This is a genomic window from Blastococcus sp. VKM Ac-2987, from assembly GCF_026967805.1.
Classification (GTDB): domain Bacteria; phylum Actinomycetota; class Actinomycetes; order Mycobacteriales; family Geodermatophilaceae; genus Blastococcus.
The window spans coordinates 1,185,271-1,202,865 of record NZ_JAPVBG010000002.1 but is presented as its reverse complement, the minus strand read 5'-3'; the positions used below and the strand labels follow the sequence as shown (position 1 = coordinate 1,202,865).

Sequence of the window (17,595 nt, the reverse complement as noted above, 5' to 3'; positions counted from 1 at the left end):
CGGTCCGGGCTCAGTTGCGGGCCGCGGTCCCGGTGTAGTCGTCGGACGCCGAGACCCAGCTCATGAGCCCGCGCAGCTTGCGCCCGGTCTCCTCGATCGGGTGCGCCTCGGCGGCGGCGCGCTTGGCCTTGAAGTCCGGTGCACCGGCGTCCTGGTCGGCGATGAAGGCCGCGGCCCACGAGCCGTCCTTGATCGCGGCCAGCACCTCGCCCATCGACTCCTTCACGCGAGCGTCGATGACCTTCGGGCCGGAGGTGTAGTCGCCGTACTCGGCGGTGTCGGACACCGACCAGCGCTGCTTGGCGATGCCGCCCTCGTACATGAGGTCGACGATCAGCTTCAGCTCGTGGAGGCACTCGAAGTAGGCGACCTCGGGCTGGTAGCCGGCCTCGGTGAGGGTCTCGAACCCGGCGGTGATCAGCGCGCTCGCGCCACCGCAGAGGACGGCCTGCTCGCCGAAGAGGTCGGTCTCGGTCTCCTCGGCGAAGGTGGTCTTGATGACCCCGGCCCGGGTGCCGCCGATGGCGGCGGCGTAGGAGAGCGCCAGCGCCTGCGCACTGCCGCTGGCATCCTGCTCGACCGCGACCAGGCAGGGCACGCCCTTGCCGTTCTCGAACTCGCGGCGCACGAGGTGGCCCGGGCCCTTGGGGGCGACCATGGCCACGTCCACACCCGTCGGGGGCTTGATGTAGCCGAAGCGGATGTTGAAGCCGTGGCCGAAGAAGAGCGCGTCGCCGTCCTGCAGGTTCGGCTCGACGGACTCCGCGTACAGCGTCCGCTGCACGTGGTCCGGCGCCAGGATCATGATCAGGTCGGCTTCGGCGGACGCCTCGGCGGGCGTGACGACCCGCAGGCCCTCGGCCTCGGCCTTGGCCCGGCTCCTGCTGCCCTCCGGCAGGCCGACGCGGACGTCGACGCCGGAGTCGCGCAGCGACAGCGCGTGGGCGTGGCCCTGGCTGCCGTAGCCCAGGACGGCGACGGTGCGCCCCTGGATGATCGAGAGGTCGGCGTCGTCGTCGTAGAAGATCTCGGCGGCCATGCTGTGTGCGGTTCCCTTCGGTTGGATGTGCGAAGTCTCGGGGGGCGGGATCAGGCGGTGCGCTCGACGGGGCGCAAGGTACCGGCGCCCGACATCGCCCGCGGGCCACGGCCCAGCGCGACGGTGCCGGACTGCGCCATCTCCTTGATGCCCTGCGGCGCGAGCACCGCGAGCAGCGCCTGGAGCTTGTCGGGGGTGCCGGTGGCCTCGAGGGTCACCGTGTCGGGGTTGACGTCGATGACGCGGGCCCGGAACAGCTCCGCGGTCTGCAGCACCTGGGTGCGCTCGGCGAGAGGTGCGCGCACCTTCACGAGCAGCAGCTCCCGCTGGACGGCGGCCCCGCCGTCCAGCTCGACGATTTTGATGATCTCGATGAGCTTGTTCAGCTGCTTGGTGATCTGCTCCAGCGGCTGGCTCTCCGCGTCGACGACGATCGTCATGCGGGAGAGGTCGGGGTTCTCGGTGGGCCCGACGGCGAGGGACTCGATGTTGAACCCGCGGCGGCTGAACAGCGCCGACACGCGGGCCAGGACACCGGACTTGTTCTCCACGAGGACCGAGAGGGTGTGGCGGGTCATCTGCGTGCTCCTCAGACCTGTCCGTCGCCGAAGACCGGGCGCACGTCGCGCGCGGCCAGGATCGCGTCGTTGCTGGAGCCGGCGGCCACCATCGGCCACACCTGGGCGTCGGAGCCGACGACGAAGTCGATCACGACCGGGGCGTCGTCGATCGCCATCGCCTTCGCGATGACGGCGTCGACGTCGTCCTTGCTCTCGCACCGCAGCCCGACGCAGCCCAGCGCCTCGGCCAGGGCCACGAAGTCGGGGATGCGCACCGGCTTGGGCGAGCCGTCGGGGTTGCGGGCGTGCAGCTTGGTGTTGGAGTACCGGCCCTCGTAGAAGAGGGTCTGCCACTGCCGGACCATGCCGAGGTTGCCGTTGTTGATGACGGCGACCTTCACCGGGATGCCCTCGATGGCGCAGGTGGCCAGCTCCTGGTTGGTCATCTGGAAGCAGCCGTCGCCGTCGATGGCCCAGACGGTGGTGTCGGGGCAGCCGTACTTGGCGCCCATCGCCGCCGGGACGGCGTAACCCATGGTCCCGAGCCCGCCGCTGTTGAGCCACGTGCCGGGCTTCTCGTACTTGATGAACTGGGCGGCCCACATCTGGTGCTGCCCGACGCCGGAGGTGTAGATCGCCTCCGGACCGGCGATCGCGCCCAGCCGCTCGATGACGTACTGGGGCGACAGCGCACCCTCCTCGGGCCAGTCGTAGCCGAGCGGGTAGCGCTCGCGCCAGTCGTCCAGCTGGACCCACCAGGCCGCCAGGTCCGGCGTGCGGCCGGCCGCGTGCTCGGCGCGCAGCGCCTCGACCAGCTGCGCGATGGTCTCCTTGGCGTCGCCCACGATCGGCACGTCGGCCTTGCGGTTCTTGCCGATCTCGGCGGGGTCGATGTCGGCGTGGACGACCAGCGCCTCGGGCGCGAAGCTGGACAGCTCACCGGTCACCCGGTCGTCGAACCGCGCCCCGAGCGCCACGATCACGTCGGACTTCTGCAGCGCGGTCACCGCCGCGACCGTGCCGTGCATGCCGGGCATGCCCAGGTGCTGGTCGCTGCTGTCGGGGAACGCGCCGCGGGCCATGAGCGTGGTGACGACCGGAGCACCGGTCAGCTCGGCCAGCTCGGCCAGCTCCTCGGTCGCCCGCGCCTTGAGCACACCGCCGCCGACGTAGAGCACCGGGCGGCGGGCGCCGGCGATCAGCGCGGCCGCCTCGCGGACCTGCTTGCCGTGCGGGCGCGTCGTCGGCTTGTAGCCGGGCAGGTCCATCCGCGGCGGCCAGGCGAAGTCGGTCGTGGCCTGGAGGACGTCCTTGGGGATGTCGACCAGCACCGGGCCGGGGCGCCCGGTGGACGCCAGGTGGAACGCCTCGGCGATCCGCTGCGGGATCTCCGCCGCCGTCGTCACCAGGAAGTTGTGCTTGGTGACCGGCATCGTGATGCCGCGGATGTCCGCCTCCTGGAAGGCGTCGGTGCCGATGGCCGCGCTCGGCACCTGGCCGGTGATCGCCACGATCGGCACCGAGTCCATGTAGGCGTCGGCCAGCGGGGTGACCAGGTTCGTGGCGCCCGGGCCGGAGGTGGCCATGCAGACGCCGACCCGGCCGGTGGCCTGGGCGTACCCGGTCGCCGCGTGCCCGGCGCCCTGCTCGTGCCGGACGAGCACGTGGTGGACGTGGGAGTCGAACAGCGGGTCGTAGGCCGGGAGGATCGCGCCGCCCGGGATGCCGAAGACCACGTCGACACCGACCGCCTCGAGCGAACGGACGAGGCTCTGCGCGCCGGTGATGCCGGTGGCCGGCTGGGCGGCCGCCTCGGCGACGGAGCGGGCCGTCGTCTCGACGCCGGCCAGCGACGCGGCGGCCTCGCGGGTGGTGGCCTCGGTATCGGGGGCCTGGTGCGGGGTGGTGGTGGTCATCGCGCGGATCTCCTGTGCCTTGCGGCGGTGGTACGGGCTGGTGCGACGGGCGGCGTGCTCGCTGTGCGGCAGGTCACGGCCAACAAAAAACCCCTCGTGCCACGAGGCACGAAGGGTCAGCGCGTCGGTCGGTGACCGGACGCGCTACGCGATTACGAGGACGCCGCGGGTGCGGACGTCGGCGAGCATGCTGGTGCGAGGCACGACCACACTGTGCGCCCCGCTCCGGCCCGCCGTCAACCGTCCCGTCCCACCAGGTGGACTTCGAGGTCCAGATTCCGCGGGCCCGGCCCGTCCACGTCGAGGATGGAGTCGTCGAACGAGGCGAGCAGCGCCCGCAGCTCGGGGAACGGCATCGGCCGGCCGAACAGGTAGCCCTGCAGGTACCGGCAGTCCATGGCGCGCAACTCGGCCATCTGCCCCTCGGTCTCCACGCCCTCCGCGACGACGTCCATGCCCAGCGTGCGGCCGAGCTCCACGACGCTGGCCACGAGGGCCCGCCCGCGGGGATCGGTGTCGATGCCGGCCACGAAGGCCCGGTCCATCTTGAGGATCTGCACCGGCAACCGGGCCAGGTAGGCGAGCGAGGACCAGCCCGCCCCGAAGTCGTCGAGCGAGAGCACGACGCCCATGCCGCGCAGCGTCTCCAGGTCGCTGAGCACCCGGTCGTGCACATCCAGCAGCACCGACTCGGTGATCTCGAGGATCAGCTTGTCCGCGGGCAGCTGCGCGGCGGTCAGCGCGGCGACCACGTCGGGCGCCAGGCAGCCGGCCTGGAGGTGGCGCACCGACACGTTCACGCCCATCTGCACGTCCCACCCGTCGGCGAGGAGCACGGCCGCGTGCTCCGTCGCCACCCCGAGCACCCAGCGCTGGAGCGGGACGATGAGGCCGTCCTCCTCCGCCAGCGGGATGAACTCGTCCGGCGGCACGGCGCCCAGCAGCGGGTGGTCCCAGCGCACGAGCGCCTCGAGACCCAGCACGCGGCGGTCGTGCACGCCGACGACGGGCTGGTAGAGGACGTGCAGCTGGCCCTCCGCGAGCGCGGCCGGCAGGTCGCGGGCCAGCCGGGTCCGCCGGTCCACGGCGGCGTCGATGCCCTCGCCCGAGGAACGCACGCAGCGCTTGCCCGCCGCCTTGGCCGCGCGCAGGGCCAGATCGGCCTGCCGGACGGTGGCCGACGCGTCCTCGGCGGGGGCGAGCTCGGCCAGGCCGATGCTGCCGGAGACGGGGAACCGCGGACCGGCGCCCCGCCCGTCCGGGGACGGCGCCTGGAACGGCCGGTCCAGCACCTCGACCAGCCGCTCGGCCAGCCCCGTCGCCTCCGCGAGGCCGGCCGGCACCAGGATCGCGAACTCGTCGCCGCCGAGCCGGGCGACGAGGTCCTGCTCCCGGGCCCCGGCCCGGAGCTGGTCGGCGACCTGGGTCAGCAGCTGGTCGCCGGCGTCGTGCCCGGCCACGTCGTTGACCGCCTTGAACCCGTCGAGGTCGACCAGCAGGACGCAGCTCGGCCGCCCCGCGGCGGCGTGTGTCCGCGCCTCCTCCAGCCCGGCGAGGAAGCGGGCCCGGTTGGGCAGGCCGGTCAGGTGGTCGGTGTAGGCCAGCCGCTCCAGCTCCCGCTGGTCGGACCGGCGCGCGGTCACGTCGCGGAGGTGGAGCACCAGCCCCTCCCCGAGGCCGGTCCCGGGAACACCCGCGCGGGCCGCACCGGACAGCTCCACGTCGCGCCACTTCCCGTCCCGGGTGCGCAGCCGCACGGTGGGCGGCAGCGCGGCGGGTGCCGCACCCCCGGGCGCGCCCACCAACCGGTCCAGGACGCCGCGGTCGGCGGGGTCGAGCAGGTCGGCCAGCCGGCGGCCGGTCAGGTCGCGCGCGGACCACCCGAGCTGACCGTCGGCGGCACCGGAGACCCAGCGCACCCGCCCACCGTCGTCCAGGACGACGGTGACGTCCTCGGCGCTGGCGGCCAGCGCGCGGAAGTAGGCCTCGGTCTGCTGGAGCCGGCGGGTGAGCCGGCCGCCGTCGACGACCCACAGGAGGCTGCGCAGCGAGGTGCAGAGGATGAGGACCCCGACGGCCACCTGCTCGAGCCGGGTGAACGTGTGCCCGGCGTTCAGCACCGCGATGACCACCCCGGCCACCCCGTAGGCCGTCGCGTGGCTGACGGCCAGGCCGAACAGCGGCAGGGCGTCGGCGTGCCGGCCCGCCCGCGGCCGGTGCCCGGAGTCGGTGTCGACCGCCCGGACGCCGGCGGCCAGCATCGCCGACCAGGCGACGCTGATCAGCAGGTCCGAGGGCGCCTCACCCAGCACGCGGGCCATGGCGGCAGCGAGCGCGACGACCGCCGACGCCACCATCGACACCAGCAGCCACACCGCCGGCCGACGGCGGGACTCCGGCCCGCGGGAGACGACCATGAGCGCCACCGCGCAGAGCACTGCGCCGGCGGCGGGGTAGCCCATGTTCTGCAGCACGCCGACGACGCCGCTGCCGCTCCGGGCGCCCGCCCGGGACAGCACCAGCCCGGCCAGCAGCACCACCGCGACCACCACGATGGCGCCGTCGAGCAGCTCTCGCACCCCGATCCGCCCTCCGCGGCGCGGCAGGAGCAGGAGGCAGGCCGCGAGCCCGAGCGGCAGCGCGAGCACCTGGACGACGTGCGCCACGACGCCGGGCACCGCGCCGTCCACCGCGCTCAGCAGGCGGCCGGCCGCCTGGAGCACGGCGACCGCCGCGAGGGCCCGCCACGGCCGGCGCTCGGCGCGGTCCAGCCGGGCGGCGTGGGTGTGGACGACGACCGCGGTGCCGATCGCGGCGACCGCCAGCAGGACGGTGAGCAGGCGCTCGGCCACCGCACCGAGGTCGGGTCGCGCCAGCCCGCCGGAGAGGGCGAGCACGGCGAGCAGGACGTAGAGGGTGCGCGACTCCCGCCGCTCCGCCGCGGACGCGGCCGGCGGAGGAGCGACCGGGGATTCGGTGCGCGGCGGCGCGGCGAGGATCGGCCCGGCGAACGGCTCGGAAAGGGTCGGCGCACCGCCGTCCCGTCGCTGCGCATGCAGGTCCACGGCCCTCTGGTCGGCACCTGAACCGGGACGGTGGAGTTCCACAGCCCCGGGCTCACCCGTCGGGGTCAGCCGCAGATGGCGCCCTGGGCGGCCGAGCCGACGAGCTTGGCGTACTTGCCGAGCACGCCGGTGGTGTACCGGGGCGGGAGCGGCGTCCAGCCGTCGGCCCGGCGGGCCAGCTCGTCGGCGTCGACCAGCAGGTCCAGCGTGCGGTTCGCCAGGTCCAGCCGGATCCGGTCGCCGTCGCGCACGAAGGCGATCGGGCCACCGTCGGCGGCCTCGGGCGCGACGTGGCCGATGCACAGGCCCGTGGTCCCGCCGGAGAACCGCCCGTCGGTGAGCAGGAGGACGTCCTTGCCCAGCCCGGCGCCCTTGATCGCGCCGGTGACGGCGAGCATCTCCCGCATGCCCGGCCCGCCCCGGGGGCCCTCGTAGCGGATGACCACGACGTCGCCGGGCTCGAGCGTCCCCTCGGTGACGGCGTCCATGGCGCCCTGCTCGCCGTCGAAGACGCGGGCGGTGCCCTCGAAGACGTCGGTGTCGAACCCGGCCGACTTCACGACCGCGCCCTCCGGGGAGAGCGAGCCGCGCAGGATGGTGAGCCCGCCGCTCTTGTGGATCGGTGCGCTCATCGCGTGGATGATCGCGCCGTCGGGGTCCGGCGGGGCGATCTCGGCGAGGTTCTCGGCCATCGTCTTCCCGGTCACGGTGAGGACGTCGCCGTGCAGCAGCCCGGCGTCCAGCAGCGCGCGGAGCACCACCGGCACGCCACCGATGCGGTCGACGTCGGTCATGACGTAGCGGCCGAACGGCTTGACGTCGGCCAGGTGCGGGGTCCGGTCCCCGATGCGGTTGAAGTCCTCGAGCGAGAGGTCGACCTGCGCCTCGTGCGCGATCGCCATCAGGTGCAGCACCGCGTTGGTCGAGCCGCCGAGGGCCATGACGACGGTGATGGCGTTCTCGAACGCCTCGCGGGTCATGATCTGCCGGGCGGTGATGCCCCGGCGGAGCAGGTTGACCACCGCCTCGCCGGAGGCGACGGCGTAGGCGTCGCGGCGGTTGTCGATCGCCGGCGGGGCGGCGCTGCCCGGCAGCGCCATGCCGAGCGCCTCGGCGACGCTGGCCATGGTGTTGGCGGTGTACATGCCGCCGCAGGAACCCATGCCGGGGCAGGCGGCCTTCTCGATCTCGACCAGCTCGTCGCGGCTGATCAGCCCGCGGGCGCAGGCGCCGACGGCCTCGAAGACGTCGATGATCGTGAGGTCCCGGTCGCCGAGCTTGCCCGGCATCGTGGAGCCGGAGTACAGGAACACGCTGGCCAGGTCGAGGCGGGCGGCGGCCATCAGCATCCCGGGCAGCGACTTGTCGCAGCCGGCGAGGAGCACCGAGCCGTCCAGCCGCTCGGCGAACATGACGGTCTCGACCGAGTCGGCGATGACCTCGCGGGACACCAGCGAGGCGCGCATCCCCTCGTGGCCCATCGAGATGCCGTCGGACACCGAGATGGTGCCGAACTCCAGCGGGAAGCCGCCGGCCGCGTGCACGCCCTCCTTGGCCCGCTTGGCCAGCCGGTCCAGGGACAGGTTGCAGGGGGTGATCTCGTTCCAGGACGAGGCGACGCCGATCTGCGGCTTGGCGAAGTCGTCGTCACCCATGCCGACGGCGCGCAGCATGGCCCGGGCGGGCGCCTTGGCGTCCCCGTCGGTCACCTCGTAGCTGCGCGGCTTGAGCGGGCTGTGGGTCTGGCTCGCGGGCTCGTTGCCGGGGATGAGGTCCTCGCCGATCGTCACGAGCGGGGATGGTAGGCCGTCGACCCGCCCGGCCGACCGGCCCGGGGTGGGATCATGGCCGTCCGTGAGCCCTTCCGCCCGCTTCCGGATGGACCGCAGCGCGCTGCTGCCCCTGGCCGTGCTGGCCGTCTGCATCGTCCCGACGGCGGCGATCGCCTGGTGGACGCCGGTGCTGCTGCTGGTCCCCGCGGCCATGGCGGTCGCGGTGCTGCGCCGGGGCGTCGACGTCGCCGACGACGGCATCACCGTGCGCGCCCTCCTGGGCTCCCGGACGGTGCGCTGGCCGGAGCTGGCCGGCATCCGCGTCGGCCGGCGCGGCGACCTCTGGCTGGTCACCACCGCCGCCACGGAGGTCCAGCTGCCGGTGCTGCGGACCCGCGACCTGCCGCGGCTGGCCGCGGTCTCCGGCGGGCGGCTGGAGATCCCGACCGGCCCGGCGGCTCAGTAGTCGTCGACGACGTTGACCAGCGGCTCGCCGGCGAGGACGCGGCGGAGCTGGTCGGTGACGGCGGCGGCCGCCCGCGCGCCGGTCTCGGGCACCGCGCCCCCGACGTGCGGCGTGAGCAGCAGCCCGGGCGCCGACCACAGCGGGTGCCCCTCGGGCAGCGGCTCGGGGTCGGTGACGTCCAGCGCCGCGCGCAGCCGGCCGCTCGCCAGCTCGGCGACGAGCGCGTCGGTGTCGACGACGACGCCCCGGGCGGCGTTGACCAGCAGCGCCCCGTCGGGCATCGCGGCGAGGAAGCGCGCGTCGACCATGCCGCGGGTCTCCGGCGTCACGGGGACGATGAGGACGACGACGTCGGCGTGCGGGAGCAGGTCGGGCAGCTCGTCCATGGCGCGGACCCCCTCGCGGGCGGTGCGCGCGACGTAGGTCAGCTCGACGTCGAACCCGGCGAGCATCCGGCCGATGGCCCGGCCGATGTCGCCGGCGCCGACCACGAGGACGCGGGCCCCGACCAGGGACCGGTGCGTGCCGAACGACCAGCGGCCGGCGTCCTGCTCGCGCACGAAGAAGGGGATGCCGCGCTGCGCCGCGAGCGTCGCGGCGACCGCCCACTCGGCGGTCGACGGGGTGTGCGCCCCCCGGGCGTTGCACAGCACCACGCCCTCGGGCAGCCGGCCGATGAACTTCTCCGCCCCCGCGGTGAGCAGCTGCACGAGGCGCAGGTCGGGCAGCGCGGCGAAGAACCCTGCGTCCGGCGCGGTGGCGCCGGCCGAGCGCGGCACCCAGACCCGCGCGCGGGCGGCGTCGCCACCGGGGGGGCCGTCGGCGGGATCGCACCGGTGCGCCCGCACCCGGGGGGAGACCGCCTCCACGGCGGCGCCGACGGCGCGGGAGGGCACCAGCACGTGCAGCGTCTCGTCCGCCGGCAGTTCCAGAGTCGTCACGGGCACCACGCTAACCAGCCCGGGCGCCGGCGACGACCGGCGGCCGGCCGGTCGGCCGCACGTACTCTGGGCCCGGTGAGGCGGACGAGGGCGCTGCGCGCGTCGCAGGGAGTCGCCGCCCTGCTCACCGCGGTGCTGCTGACCGGCTGCGGCAGCGGCGGCTACGAGCCCGCCGGCCCGTTCCGCCCGCTGCCCGAGGGCCCGCCCCCGCAGGTCGGGCCGCCCTCGGCCACGCTGCCCCCGCCGGGCGAGCCCGCCCAGCCCGGCGGCGAGGAGGAGGCCGGCGATCCGAACGTCGTCGCCTCCGGGCTCAGCGTGCCCACCGGTCTGGTGCTGCTCCCCGATGGCTCGGCGATCGTCGGCGAGCGGGACACCGGGCGCCTGCTGCAGGTGTTCCCGGACCGCTCGCCGGCCGAGGAGCTCATGACCGTGCCGGGGCTGGACACCTCCGGCGACGGCGGGCTGCTGGGGCTGACCCTCTCCCCCACCTTCGCCGAGGACGGGCTGCTGTTCGCCTACGTCACCACGGCGACCGACAACCGGGTGGTGCGGTTCCCGATCGGGGGGACGCCGAACCCGGTGCTCACCGGCATCCCGCGCGGCGCGACCGGCAACGGCGGCGGCCTCGTGACCGGCGCCGACGGCCACCTCTACGTCGGCACCGGGGACACCGGGGACCCCGCGCTCGCGGCCGACCCGGCATCGCTGGCGGGCAAGGTGCTGCGCATCGACGTCTTCGGCGACCCGGTGCGGAGCCTCACCCCCGTGCACAGCTGGGGCTACCGCGACGTCACGGCGCTCTGCCTGGACGGGGAGCGGGTCTACGCGACCGACGAGGCGTCCCAGGGCCCCGACGAGCTCGACCGCGTCCAGGAGGACGGCCCCGGTGTCCCCGTGGTGACCATCCCGGCCGAGGAGGGCGGCCTGGGCGGCTGCGCGGTCGCGAACGGGACGGTGTTCCTGGGTGCGCTGGACGGGCGGCAGGTGCACGTGATCACGCTGGACGAGAGCGGCGTGCCGATCGACGGCGCCGTCGACGCGGTGCTCGGCGACCGGTACGGCCGCCTGCGCACCGTCGTCCTGGACGCCGAGGGCGCGCTCTGGATCACGACGTCCAACCGCGACGGCCTCGGCACGCCGGCCGAGGACGACGACAAGGTGCTGCGCATCCGCCCGCCCGGCGGCCAGCCGAACTCCCCGCTCTGACACTGCGGTCCTCCGGACCGCACCGCGGCCAGGTGCCGTCCCCCTGCTGAGCTGAGCCGCTGAGTCGCGCCTGCGCGGAGCCCTCCGGGCCCCACTCGGCGCGACGATCAGCTGCTGATCAACCGTTCCTCCAGCATGCGCTTCACGGTGGCGGCGTCGGCCTTGCCGCGGGTGGTCTTCATGACCGCGCCGACCAGCGCCCCGATCGCCTGCACCTTGCCGCCGCGCACCTTGTCGGCGACGTCGGGGTTGCCCTCGATCGCCGCGTCGACGGCGGCCACCAGCTCGTCGGAGTCGCCCATGACCGCCAGGCCGCGGGCCTCGACGACGGCGGACGGGTCGCCCTCGCCGGCCAGGACGCCGTCCAGCGCCTGCCGGGCCAGCTGGTCGTTGATCGTGCCTGCGGAGATCAGGCCGATGAGCTCGGCGACCTGCGCCGGGGTCACGGCGAGCTCGGTCAGGTCGGTCCCGGCGTCGTTGGCCCGGCGGGCCAGCTCGCCGAGCCACCACTTGCGCGCATCCCCCGGCGAGGCGCCCGCGGCGACCGTGTCGCTGACCAGCTCGACGGCGCCGGCGTTGACCAGCCACGCCATCTCCGTCGGCGAGATCCCCCACTCGTCGGAGAGGCGGGTCCGGCGGGCAGCGGGCAGCTCGGGCAGGCCGGCCCGCAGCTCCTCGACCCACGCCTCGTCGGGGGCGATGGGCACCAGGTCGGGCTCGGGGAAGTACCGGTAGTCGGTGGCCTCCTCCTTGCTCCGGCCCGACGAGGTGCTGCCGGTGTCCTCGTGGAAGTGGCGGGTCTCCTGCACGACGCGCTCGGCGGCGTCCAGCACGGCGGCCTGGCGGCGCATCTCGAAGCGCACCGAGCGCTCCACGGAACGCAGCGAGTTCACGTTCTTGGTCTCGGTGCGGGTGCCCCACTCGAGGCTGCCGATGGGCGCCAGCGAGGTGTTGACGTCGCAGCGCAGGTTGCCCTGCTCCATGCGCACCTCGGAGACGCCGAGGGCGAGCAGGATCTCGCGCAGCTCGGTGACGTAGGCCTTGGCCACCTCGGGGGCCTTGGCCCCCGCGCCCGGGATCGGCCGGGTGACGATCTCGACCAGCGGGATGCCGGCGCGGTTGTAGTCGACCAGCGAGTGGTCGGCGCCGTGGATGCGCCCGGTCGAGCCACCGACGTGCAGGTTCTTGCCGGTGTCCTCCTCCAGGTGCACCCGCTCGATCTCGACGCGGTAGGTCTCGCCCTCGACCTCGACGTCGAGGTGCCCGGCGGTGCAGAGCGGCTCGTCGTACTGGCTGGTCTGGAAGCCCTTGGGGATGTCCGGGTAGAAGTAGTTCTTCCGCGCGAAGCGCGACCAGGTGGCGATCCGGCAGCCCAGCGCCAGCCCGATGCGGATGGTCGCCTCGATGGCGGCGGCGTTGGCGGCGGGCAGCGACCCGGGCAGGCCCAGGCACACCGGGCAGGTCTGGGTGTTGGGCTCGGCGCCGAAGGTGGTCGAGCAGCCGCAGAACATCTTCGACGCGGTGCCCAGCTCGACGTGGGTCTCCAGGCCGATGACCGGCTCGTACCGGGTGAGCAGCTCGCCGTACTCGACCAGGGTGTCGGTGCTCATGAAGCGGTGTTCTCCTTCGCGCCCAGTTCGTCGAGCAGCCGGTGACCGCGGGCAGCGTCCTGCGCGGCCTCCAGCGCAGCGGCGACCCGGTAGCAGCGGTCGTCGGCCAGCGCCGGCGCCATGATCTGGAAGCCGACCGGCAGGCCCTCGGAGAGCCCGCAGGGCACCGAGATGGCGGGCACGCCGGCCAGGCTCGCCGGCAGCGTGCACAGGTCGGCGGCGTACATGGCGATCGGGTCGTCGACGCGGGCGCCGATCGACCAGGCCACCGTCGGGCTCGTCGGGCTGACCAGCACGTCGACGTCGTCCCAGGCGCTGGTGAAGTCGCGGGTGATCAGCGTGCGGACCTTCTGCGCCTGGCCGTAGTAGGCGTCGTAGTAGCCGGCCGACAGCGCGTAGGTGCCGAGGATGATGCGGCGCTTCACCTCGGGCCCGAAGCCCTGCTCGCGGGTGAGCGCCATGACCTCGTCGAGGTCGCGGCTGCCGTCGTCGCCCACGCGCAGGCCGTAGCGCACGCCGTCGAAGCGGGCCAGGTTGGACGACGCCTCGCTCGGGGCGATCAGGTAGTAGGCCGGCAGGGCGAGGTCGAACGCCGGGCAGGAGACCTCGCGCACCTCGGCGCCCATGCTCTCGAGCAGGGCGACCGCCGCGCTGAAGCGGTCGAGGACGCCGTCCTCGTAGCCGTCGGTGTGGCCCTCCCCGCCCAGCTCGCGGACGACGCCGACGGTCAGCCCGGCCAGCTCGCCCTCGGCGCCGCGGCGGGCGGCCTCGGCGAGCACGGGGACGGGGCAGTCGATGCTCGTCGAGTCGTGGGCGTCGTGGCCGGCGATCGCCTCGTGCAGCAGCGCCGCGTCGAGGACCGTGCGGGCCATCGGCCCGGCCTGGTCGAGGCTGGAGGAGAACGCGACCAGCCCGTAGCGGGAGACCGAGCCGTAGGTGGGCTTGTGCCCGACCAGCCCGGTGAGCGCGGCCGGCTGGCGGATCGAGCCGCCGGTGTCGGTGCCGATCGACCAGGGGGCGAGCCCTCCGGCGACCGCGGCCGAGGAGCCACCCGAGGAGCCACCGGGGATGCGGTCGCGGTCCCACGGGTTGCGGGTGACCTGGTAGGCGGAGTTCTCGGTGGAGGAGCCCATCGCGAACTCGTCCATGTTGGTCTTGCCCAGCAGGACGGTGCCCGCGGCCTTGAGCTTGGCGGCCAGCGTGGCGTCGTAGGGCGGGCGCCAGCCCTCGAGGATCCGCGAGCCGCTCGTGGTGGGGACACCCGCGGTGACGACGACGTCCTTGAGCGCCAGCGGGACGCCGGCCAGCGGGCCCAGCTCCTCACCGGCGGCGCGGGCGGCGTCGACGGCCTCCGCGGACGTCACCGCGGCCTCCGCGTCGACGTGCAGGTAGGCACCCAGCTCGCCGTCGTCGGCGGCGATGCGGTCCAGGTAGGCGCGGGTGACCTCGGCGGAGCTGAGGTCGCCCGCCTGCAGCGCGCGGCTCAGGTCGGCGGCGCTGGTGGTGGTCAGGTCGGCGCTCACGCCTCCTCCCCCAGGATGCGCGGCACCCGGAAGCGGTCGTCCTCCGCGGCGGGGGCGCCGGCGAGGACGACGTCGCGGGGCAGGCTGGGCCGGGCGACGTCGGCCCGCATGACGTTGGTCATCGGCACCGCGTGCGTGGTGGGCGGCACGTCGGCGACGTCGGCCTTGCCCACCTGGGCGACGGCGTCCAGCACGGCGGCGAGCTGACCGGCGAAGAGGTCCAGCTCCTCGTCGCTCACCGCCAGCCGGGACAGGTGCGCCAGGTGCGCCACCTCGTCGCGGGTCAGCTGGCCCTTCGGGGAGGGGGTGCTCATGAGGCGGTGGAACTCCACTTCGGCAGTGCCCGTCGGCCCGCTCTCGGCCCGGGACGTGACCGGGACACTGTACGTGGGGCCCTTCCGGCGCCGGTCGGCGTGAGAGGCTCATCCCGATCGCGATCGACGGAGATCGGCCGAACCGGCGAGTGCTGCCCCGGAGGAACCGTGTCCTATCTCCTGCGTCTGGTCGTGCCCGACCGCCCCGGCGTCCTGGGCGCGGTGGCCACCGCGCTCGGCACCGCGGGCATCGACATCGTCTCCCTGGACGTCCTCGAACGAGGTCACGGCATCGCGGTGGACGACGTCGTCGTCGACCTGCCCGAGGACCGGCTGCCCGACAGCCTGATCACCGTCGCGCAGGCCGTGCCCGGCGTGCAGGTGGAGTCGCTGCGGCCGTTCGCGGGGCCGCTGGACACCCACCGCGAGCTCGACCTGCTCGACGCGCTGGCCCACGGTGGGGACGGCACGGCCGCGGCGCTGCTGGCCGCCGAGCTGCCGCGGGTGTTCCACAGCGGCTGGGCGGTGATCGTCGACGGCGCCGGCCAGCCCGCTCCCCTGGCGGCGTCCGCGGTGGTGGCGACGTCGGAGGCCGCGCCGTCGTTCGACGGCCTGACGCTGCCGTGGCTGCCGCTCGCCGGTCCGGTGCTCCTGCCCAGCGACGACTCGTGGCTTCCCGAGCGGTGGCAGGAGATGGCCATCGAGATGATGGCCGCCCCCTACGGCGCGGGGACGCGGGCCGTGGTGATCGGCCGGTCGGGCGGTCCGGCGTTCCGCCGCTCGGAGCTGCTCCGGCTGGCGCACCTGACCGGCATCGCGGCCACGGTCACCCACCTGCCGCCGGCCTGAGCCGCCTCGTCCGGGGACCGTGTCGCCGGCCCCGGCCGCCGGCCTCCCGGGCATGCCGAACGGACCGTGCCGGGACGTCGTGGAGGGGCGGGTGGTCGCCACGGCCGTGGCCACGGCGACCGTCCGGGGCGGTCAGCCCGGCTCGCTGCCGTCGCCGATCGTCGCCACCTCGCGGGCGGCGTCCGGGCCGTCCTCGAGCAGCACGCGGAAGCCGTCGTCGTCGAGGATCGGCGCCTTCACCTGGACCGCCTTGTCGTACTTGCTGCCGGGGTCGGCCCCGACGACGACGAACCCGGTCTTCTTCGACACCGAGCCGGTGACCTTGCCCCCGCGCTCCTGGATCGCGGCGATCGCCTGGTCCCGGCTGTGGTCGCGCAGCGACCCGGTGACCACGACGGTGACGCCGGTGAGCGGCCCCGGCGGTGCGTCGTCGGCGGCGTCGGCCATCCGCACGCCGGCCTGCCGCCACTTCTCGACCACGTCGCGGTGCCAGTCGACGGCGAACCAGTCGCGCACGGAACGGGCGATGGTGGGCCCGACACCGTCCGCGGCCGCCAGCTCCTCCTCGCTCGCGGCCATGATGCGGTCCATCGAGCGGAAGTCGCGGGCCAGCGCCTGCGCGGCGGTCGGGCCGACGTGCCGGATCGACAGCGCCACGAGCACCCGCCACAGCGGGACGTCCTTGCGCGTCTGCAGGTTGGTCAGCAGCTTGGCGCCGTTGGCCGACAGCGCCCCGTTCTTCTTCGTGAAGAACGGCGAGCGCTGCAGCTGCTCCTCGTCGAGGAAGAAGATGTCCCCCTCGTCCTGCAGGAGGGAGCTCTGCAGCAGCGCGACCGCCGCCTCGTACCCGAGGTTCTCGATGTCGAAGGCGCCGCGGCCGGCCACGTGGAAGACCCGCTCCCGCAACTGCGCCGGGCAGGACCGGGCGTTCGGGCACCGGATGTCGGCATCGCCCTCCTTCTCCGGCCGCAGCTCGGTACCGCACTCGGGGCAGTGCGTGGGCATCACGAACTCGCGCTCGTCGCCGGTGCGGGCGGCGACCACCGGGCCGAGCACCTCGGGGATGACGTCACCGGCCTTGCGGATGACCACCGTGTCGCCGATCAGCACGCCCTTGCGCCTGACCTCGCTGGCGTTGTGCAGCGTGGCCAGCTGCACGGTGGAGCCGGCGACCTTGACCGGCTCCATGTACGCGAACGGGGTGACCCGGCCGGTGCGGCCGACGTTCACCCGGATGTCGTGCAGGGTCGTCGTCGCCTCCTCCGGCGGGTACTTGAAGGCGATCGCCCAGCGCGGCGCCCGCGAGGTCGAGCCCAGCCGCCGCTGCAGCGACACCTGGTCGACCTTCACGACGACGCCGTCGATCTCGTGGGCCACCGAATGCCGTTGCTCGCGGTAGCGCTCGATGAAGGCCCACACGCCCTCGAGGTCGTCGACCACCTCGTACCGGTCGCTCACCGGGAGGCCGAGGGCGCGCAGCCCGTCGTAGGCCGCCGACTGCCGATCCGGCTCGAAGCCCGTCCGGGCACCCAGGCCGTGCACCACCAGGCGCAGCGGCCGCGAGGCGGTGACCTTCGGGTCCTTCTGCCGCAGCGACCCGGCCGCGGCGTTGCGCGGGTTGGCGAACGGCGGCCGGCCCTGCTCCACCATCGCCGCGTTGACCTCGGCGAAGGCGGCCACCGGGAAGTAGATCTCCCCCCGCACCTCGAGCAGCTCGGGGACGTCGGCGCCGGTGAGCTGCTGCGGGACGTCGTCCATCGTGCGGACGTTGGCGGTGACGTCCTCGCCGGTGGTCCCGTCGCCGCGGGTGGCGGCGCGCACCAGCCGCCCCTTCTCGTACACCAGGTCGACGGCGACGCCGTCGACCTTCAGCTCGCACAGGTAGCTCGCGCTGGCGGCGCCCTCCCGCTCGGCGCGCGCGGCCCAGGCCGACAGCTCGTCGCCGGTGAACGCGTTGTCCAGGCTCTGCATGCGCTCCAGGTGCTGCACCGGGGCGAACGTGGCGGTGAACCCGCCGTTGACCTTCTGGCTGGGCGAGTCCGGCGTGAGCAGCGCGGGGTGCGCGGCCTCGAGCGCCGTCAGCTCGCCCATCAGCTCGTCGTACTGGCCGTCGCTGACCAGCGGCTCGTCGCGGACGTAGTAGGCGAACGCGTACCGGTCCAGCTCCTCGGCGAGGTCGCGGTGGCGCGTACGTGCCGCGTCGGGGACATCGGTCAGGTCCGCGCGGTCGGCCGGCGCCCCGACCGGCAGCTGCTCGACGCTGGGTTCCCCGACTCCGGCCTCGCTGGTCACGGCAGCACGGTATCCGGCGGGTACGACGGTCAACCGGTGCTT

13 protein-coding genes are annotated in these 17,595 nt (G+C 74.4%); 3 read left to right on the top strand and 10 right to left on the bottom strand.

The window, feature by feature from the left end; translation table 11 throughout:
* Positions 1–10: 10 nt before the first annotated feature.
* The 5 genes from ilvC to ilvD all read right to left on the bottom strand — a co-directional run bounded on the left by ilvC (position 11) and on the right by ilvD (position 8,370).
* Positions 11–1,039 carry a ketol-acid reductoisomerase gene (gene ilvC, locus O2W17_RS14710; RefSeq protein WP_269193166.1) on the bottom strand — a complete coding sequence of 343 codons (1,029 nt, stop codon included), beginning with the start codon at positions 1,037–1,039 and terminating at the stop codon, positions 11–13.
* 50 nt (positions 1,040–1,089) lie between these two features.
* Positions 1,090–1,617: an acetolactate synthase small subunit gene (ilvN, locus tag O2W17_RS14705; RefSeq protein ID WP_269193165.1), complete on the bottom strand. Its 528-nt coding sequence runs from the start codon at positions 1,615–1,617 to the stop codon at positions 1,090–1,092.
* 11 nt (positions 1,618–1,628) lie between these two features.
* Entirely contained in the window at positions 1,629–3,515 is a 1,887-nt protein-coding gene (locus tag O2W17_RS14700; RefSeq protein ID WP_269193164.1) for an acetolactate synthase large subunit, read from the bottom strand.
* A 236-nt stretch (positions 3,516–3,751) separates the two neighbouring features.
* Positions 3,752–6,580: a putative bifunctional diguanylate cyclase/phosphodiesterase gene (locus O2W17_RS14695; RefSeq protein ID WP_269193163.1), complete on the bottom strand. Its 2,829-nt coding sequence runs from the start codon at positions 6,578–6,580 to the stop codon at positions 3,752–3,754.
* 65 nt (positions 6,581–6,645) lie between these two features.
* Positions 6,646–8,370, bottom strand: coding sequence for a dihydroxy-acid dehydratase (gene ilvD, locus O2W17_RS14690; RefSeq protein ID WP_269193162.1), 1,725 nt, complete (start codon positions 8,368–8,370; stop codon positions 6,646–6,648).
* A 64-nt stretch (positions 8,371–8,434) separates the two neighbouring features.
* On the opposite strand from ilvD, the gene O2W17_RS14685 reads away from it, so the two are divergent.
* Positions 8,435–8,818, top strand: a complete 384-nt coding sequence (locus O2W17_RS14685; protein ID WP_269193161.1) for a PH domain-containing protein — start codon at positions 8,435–8,437, stop codon at positions 8,816–8,818.
* Here the strand turns inward: O2W17_RS14685 and O2W17_RS14680 are convergent.
* Entirely contained in the window at positions 8,812–9,759 is a 948-nt protein-coding gene (locus tag O2W17_RS14680; protein ID WP_269193160.1) for a 2-hydroxyacid dehydrogenase, read from the bottom strand. The genes O2W17_RS14685 and O2W17_RS14680 overlap by 7 nt on opposite strands.
* Positions 9,760–9,834: 75 nt before the next feature.
* Between O2W17_RS14680 and O2W17_RS14675 the strand changes: the two genes are divergently transcribed.
* Positions 9,835–10,965 (top strand): PQQ-dependent sugar dehydrogenase, encoded by a 1,131-nt coding sequence (locus tag O2W17_RS14675; protein ID WP_269193159.1) that lies wholly within the window; start codon positions 9,835–9,837, stop codon positions 10,963–10,965.
* Between the two features lie 107 nt (positions 10,966–11,072).
* On the opposite strand, the gene gatB is transcribed toward O2W17_RS14675, so the two are convergent.
* The 3 genes from gatB to gatC are packed head-to-tail and all read right to left on the bottom strand — an operon-like array spanning position 11,073 to position 14,412.
* On the bottom strand, positions 11,073–12,575 hold the full coding sequence (gene gatB, locus O2W17_RS14670) for an Asp-tRNA(Asn)/Glu-tRNA(Gln) amidotransferase subunit GatB (RefSeq protein ID WP_269193158.1): 1,503 nt from the start codon (positions 12,573–12,575) through the stop codon (positions 11,073–11,075).
* On the bottom strand, positions 12,572–14,098 hold the full coding sequence (gatA, locus tag O2W17_RS14665; protein WP_269193157.1) for an Asp-tRNA(Asn)/Glu-tRNA(Gln) amidotransferase subunit GatA: 1,527 nt from the start codon (positions 14,096–14,098) through the stop codon (positions 12,572–12,574). Before gatA ends, gatB begins: the two co-directional genes overlap by 4 nt.
* A complete protein-coding gene (gene gatC / locus O2W17_RS14660; RefSeq protein WP_269193156.1) occupies positions 14,095–14,412 on the bottom strand; it encodes an Asp-tRNA(Asn)/Glu-tRNA(Gln) amidotransferase subunit GatC in 318 nt (105 codons plus the stop codon). The genes gatA and gatC overlap by 4 nt, the downstream gene beginning before the upstream one ends.
* A 168-nt stretch (positions 14,413–14,580) precedes the next feature.
* Between gatC and O2W17_RS14655 the strand changes: the two genes are divergently transcribed.
* Entirely contained in the window at positions 14,581–15,261 is a 681-nt protein-coding gene (locus O2W17_RS14655; RefSeq protein ID WP_269193155.1) for an ACT domain-containing protein, read from the top strand.
* A 132-nt stretch (positions 15,262–15,393) separates the two neighbouring features.
* Here the strand turns inward: O2W17_RS14655 and ligA are convergent, their stop codons facing one another.
* Complete coding sequence (gene ligA, locus O2W17_RS14650; RefSeq protein ID WP_269193154.1) at positions 15,394–17,553, bottom strand: NAD-dependent DNA ligase LigA; 2,160 nt, start codon at positions 17,551–17,553, stop codon at positions 15,394–15,396.
* Positions 17,554–17,595: the final 42 nt, after the last annotated feature.

Coding starts and splice junctions, on each gene's coding strand:
- ilvC (WP_269193166.1), bottom strand. CDS start 1,039: ATGGCCGCCGAGATCTTCTACGACGACGACGCCGACCTCTCGATCATC.
- gatB (WP_269193158.1), bottom strand. CDS start 12,575: ATGAGCACCGACACCCTGGTCGAGTACGGCGAGCTGCTCACCCGGTAC.
- gatC (WP_269193156.1), bottom strand. CDS start 14,412: ATGAGCACCCCCTCCCCGAAGGGCCAGCTGACCCGCGACGAGGTGGCG.
- ilvN (WP_269193165.1), bottom strand. CDS start 1,617: ATGACCCGCCACACCCTCTCGGTCCTCGTGGAGAACAAGTCCGGTGTC.
- O2W17_RS14700 (WP_269193164.1), bottom strand. CDS start 3,515: ATGACCACCACCACCCCGCACCAGGCCCCCGATACCGAGGCCACCACC.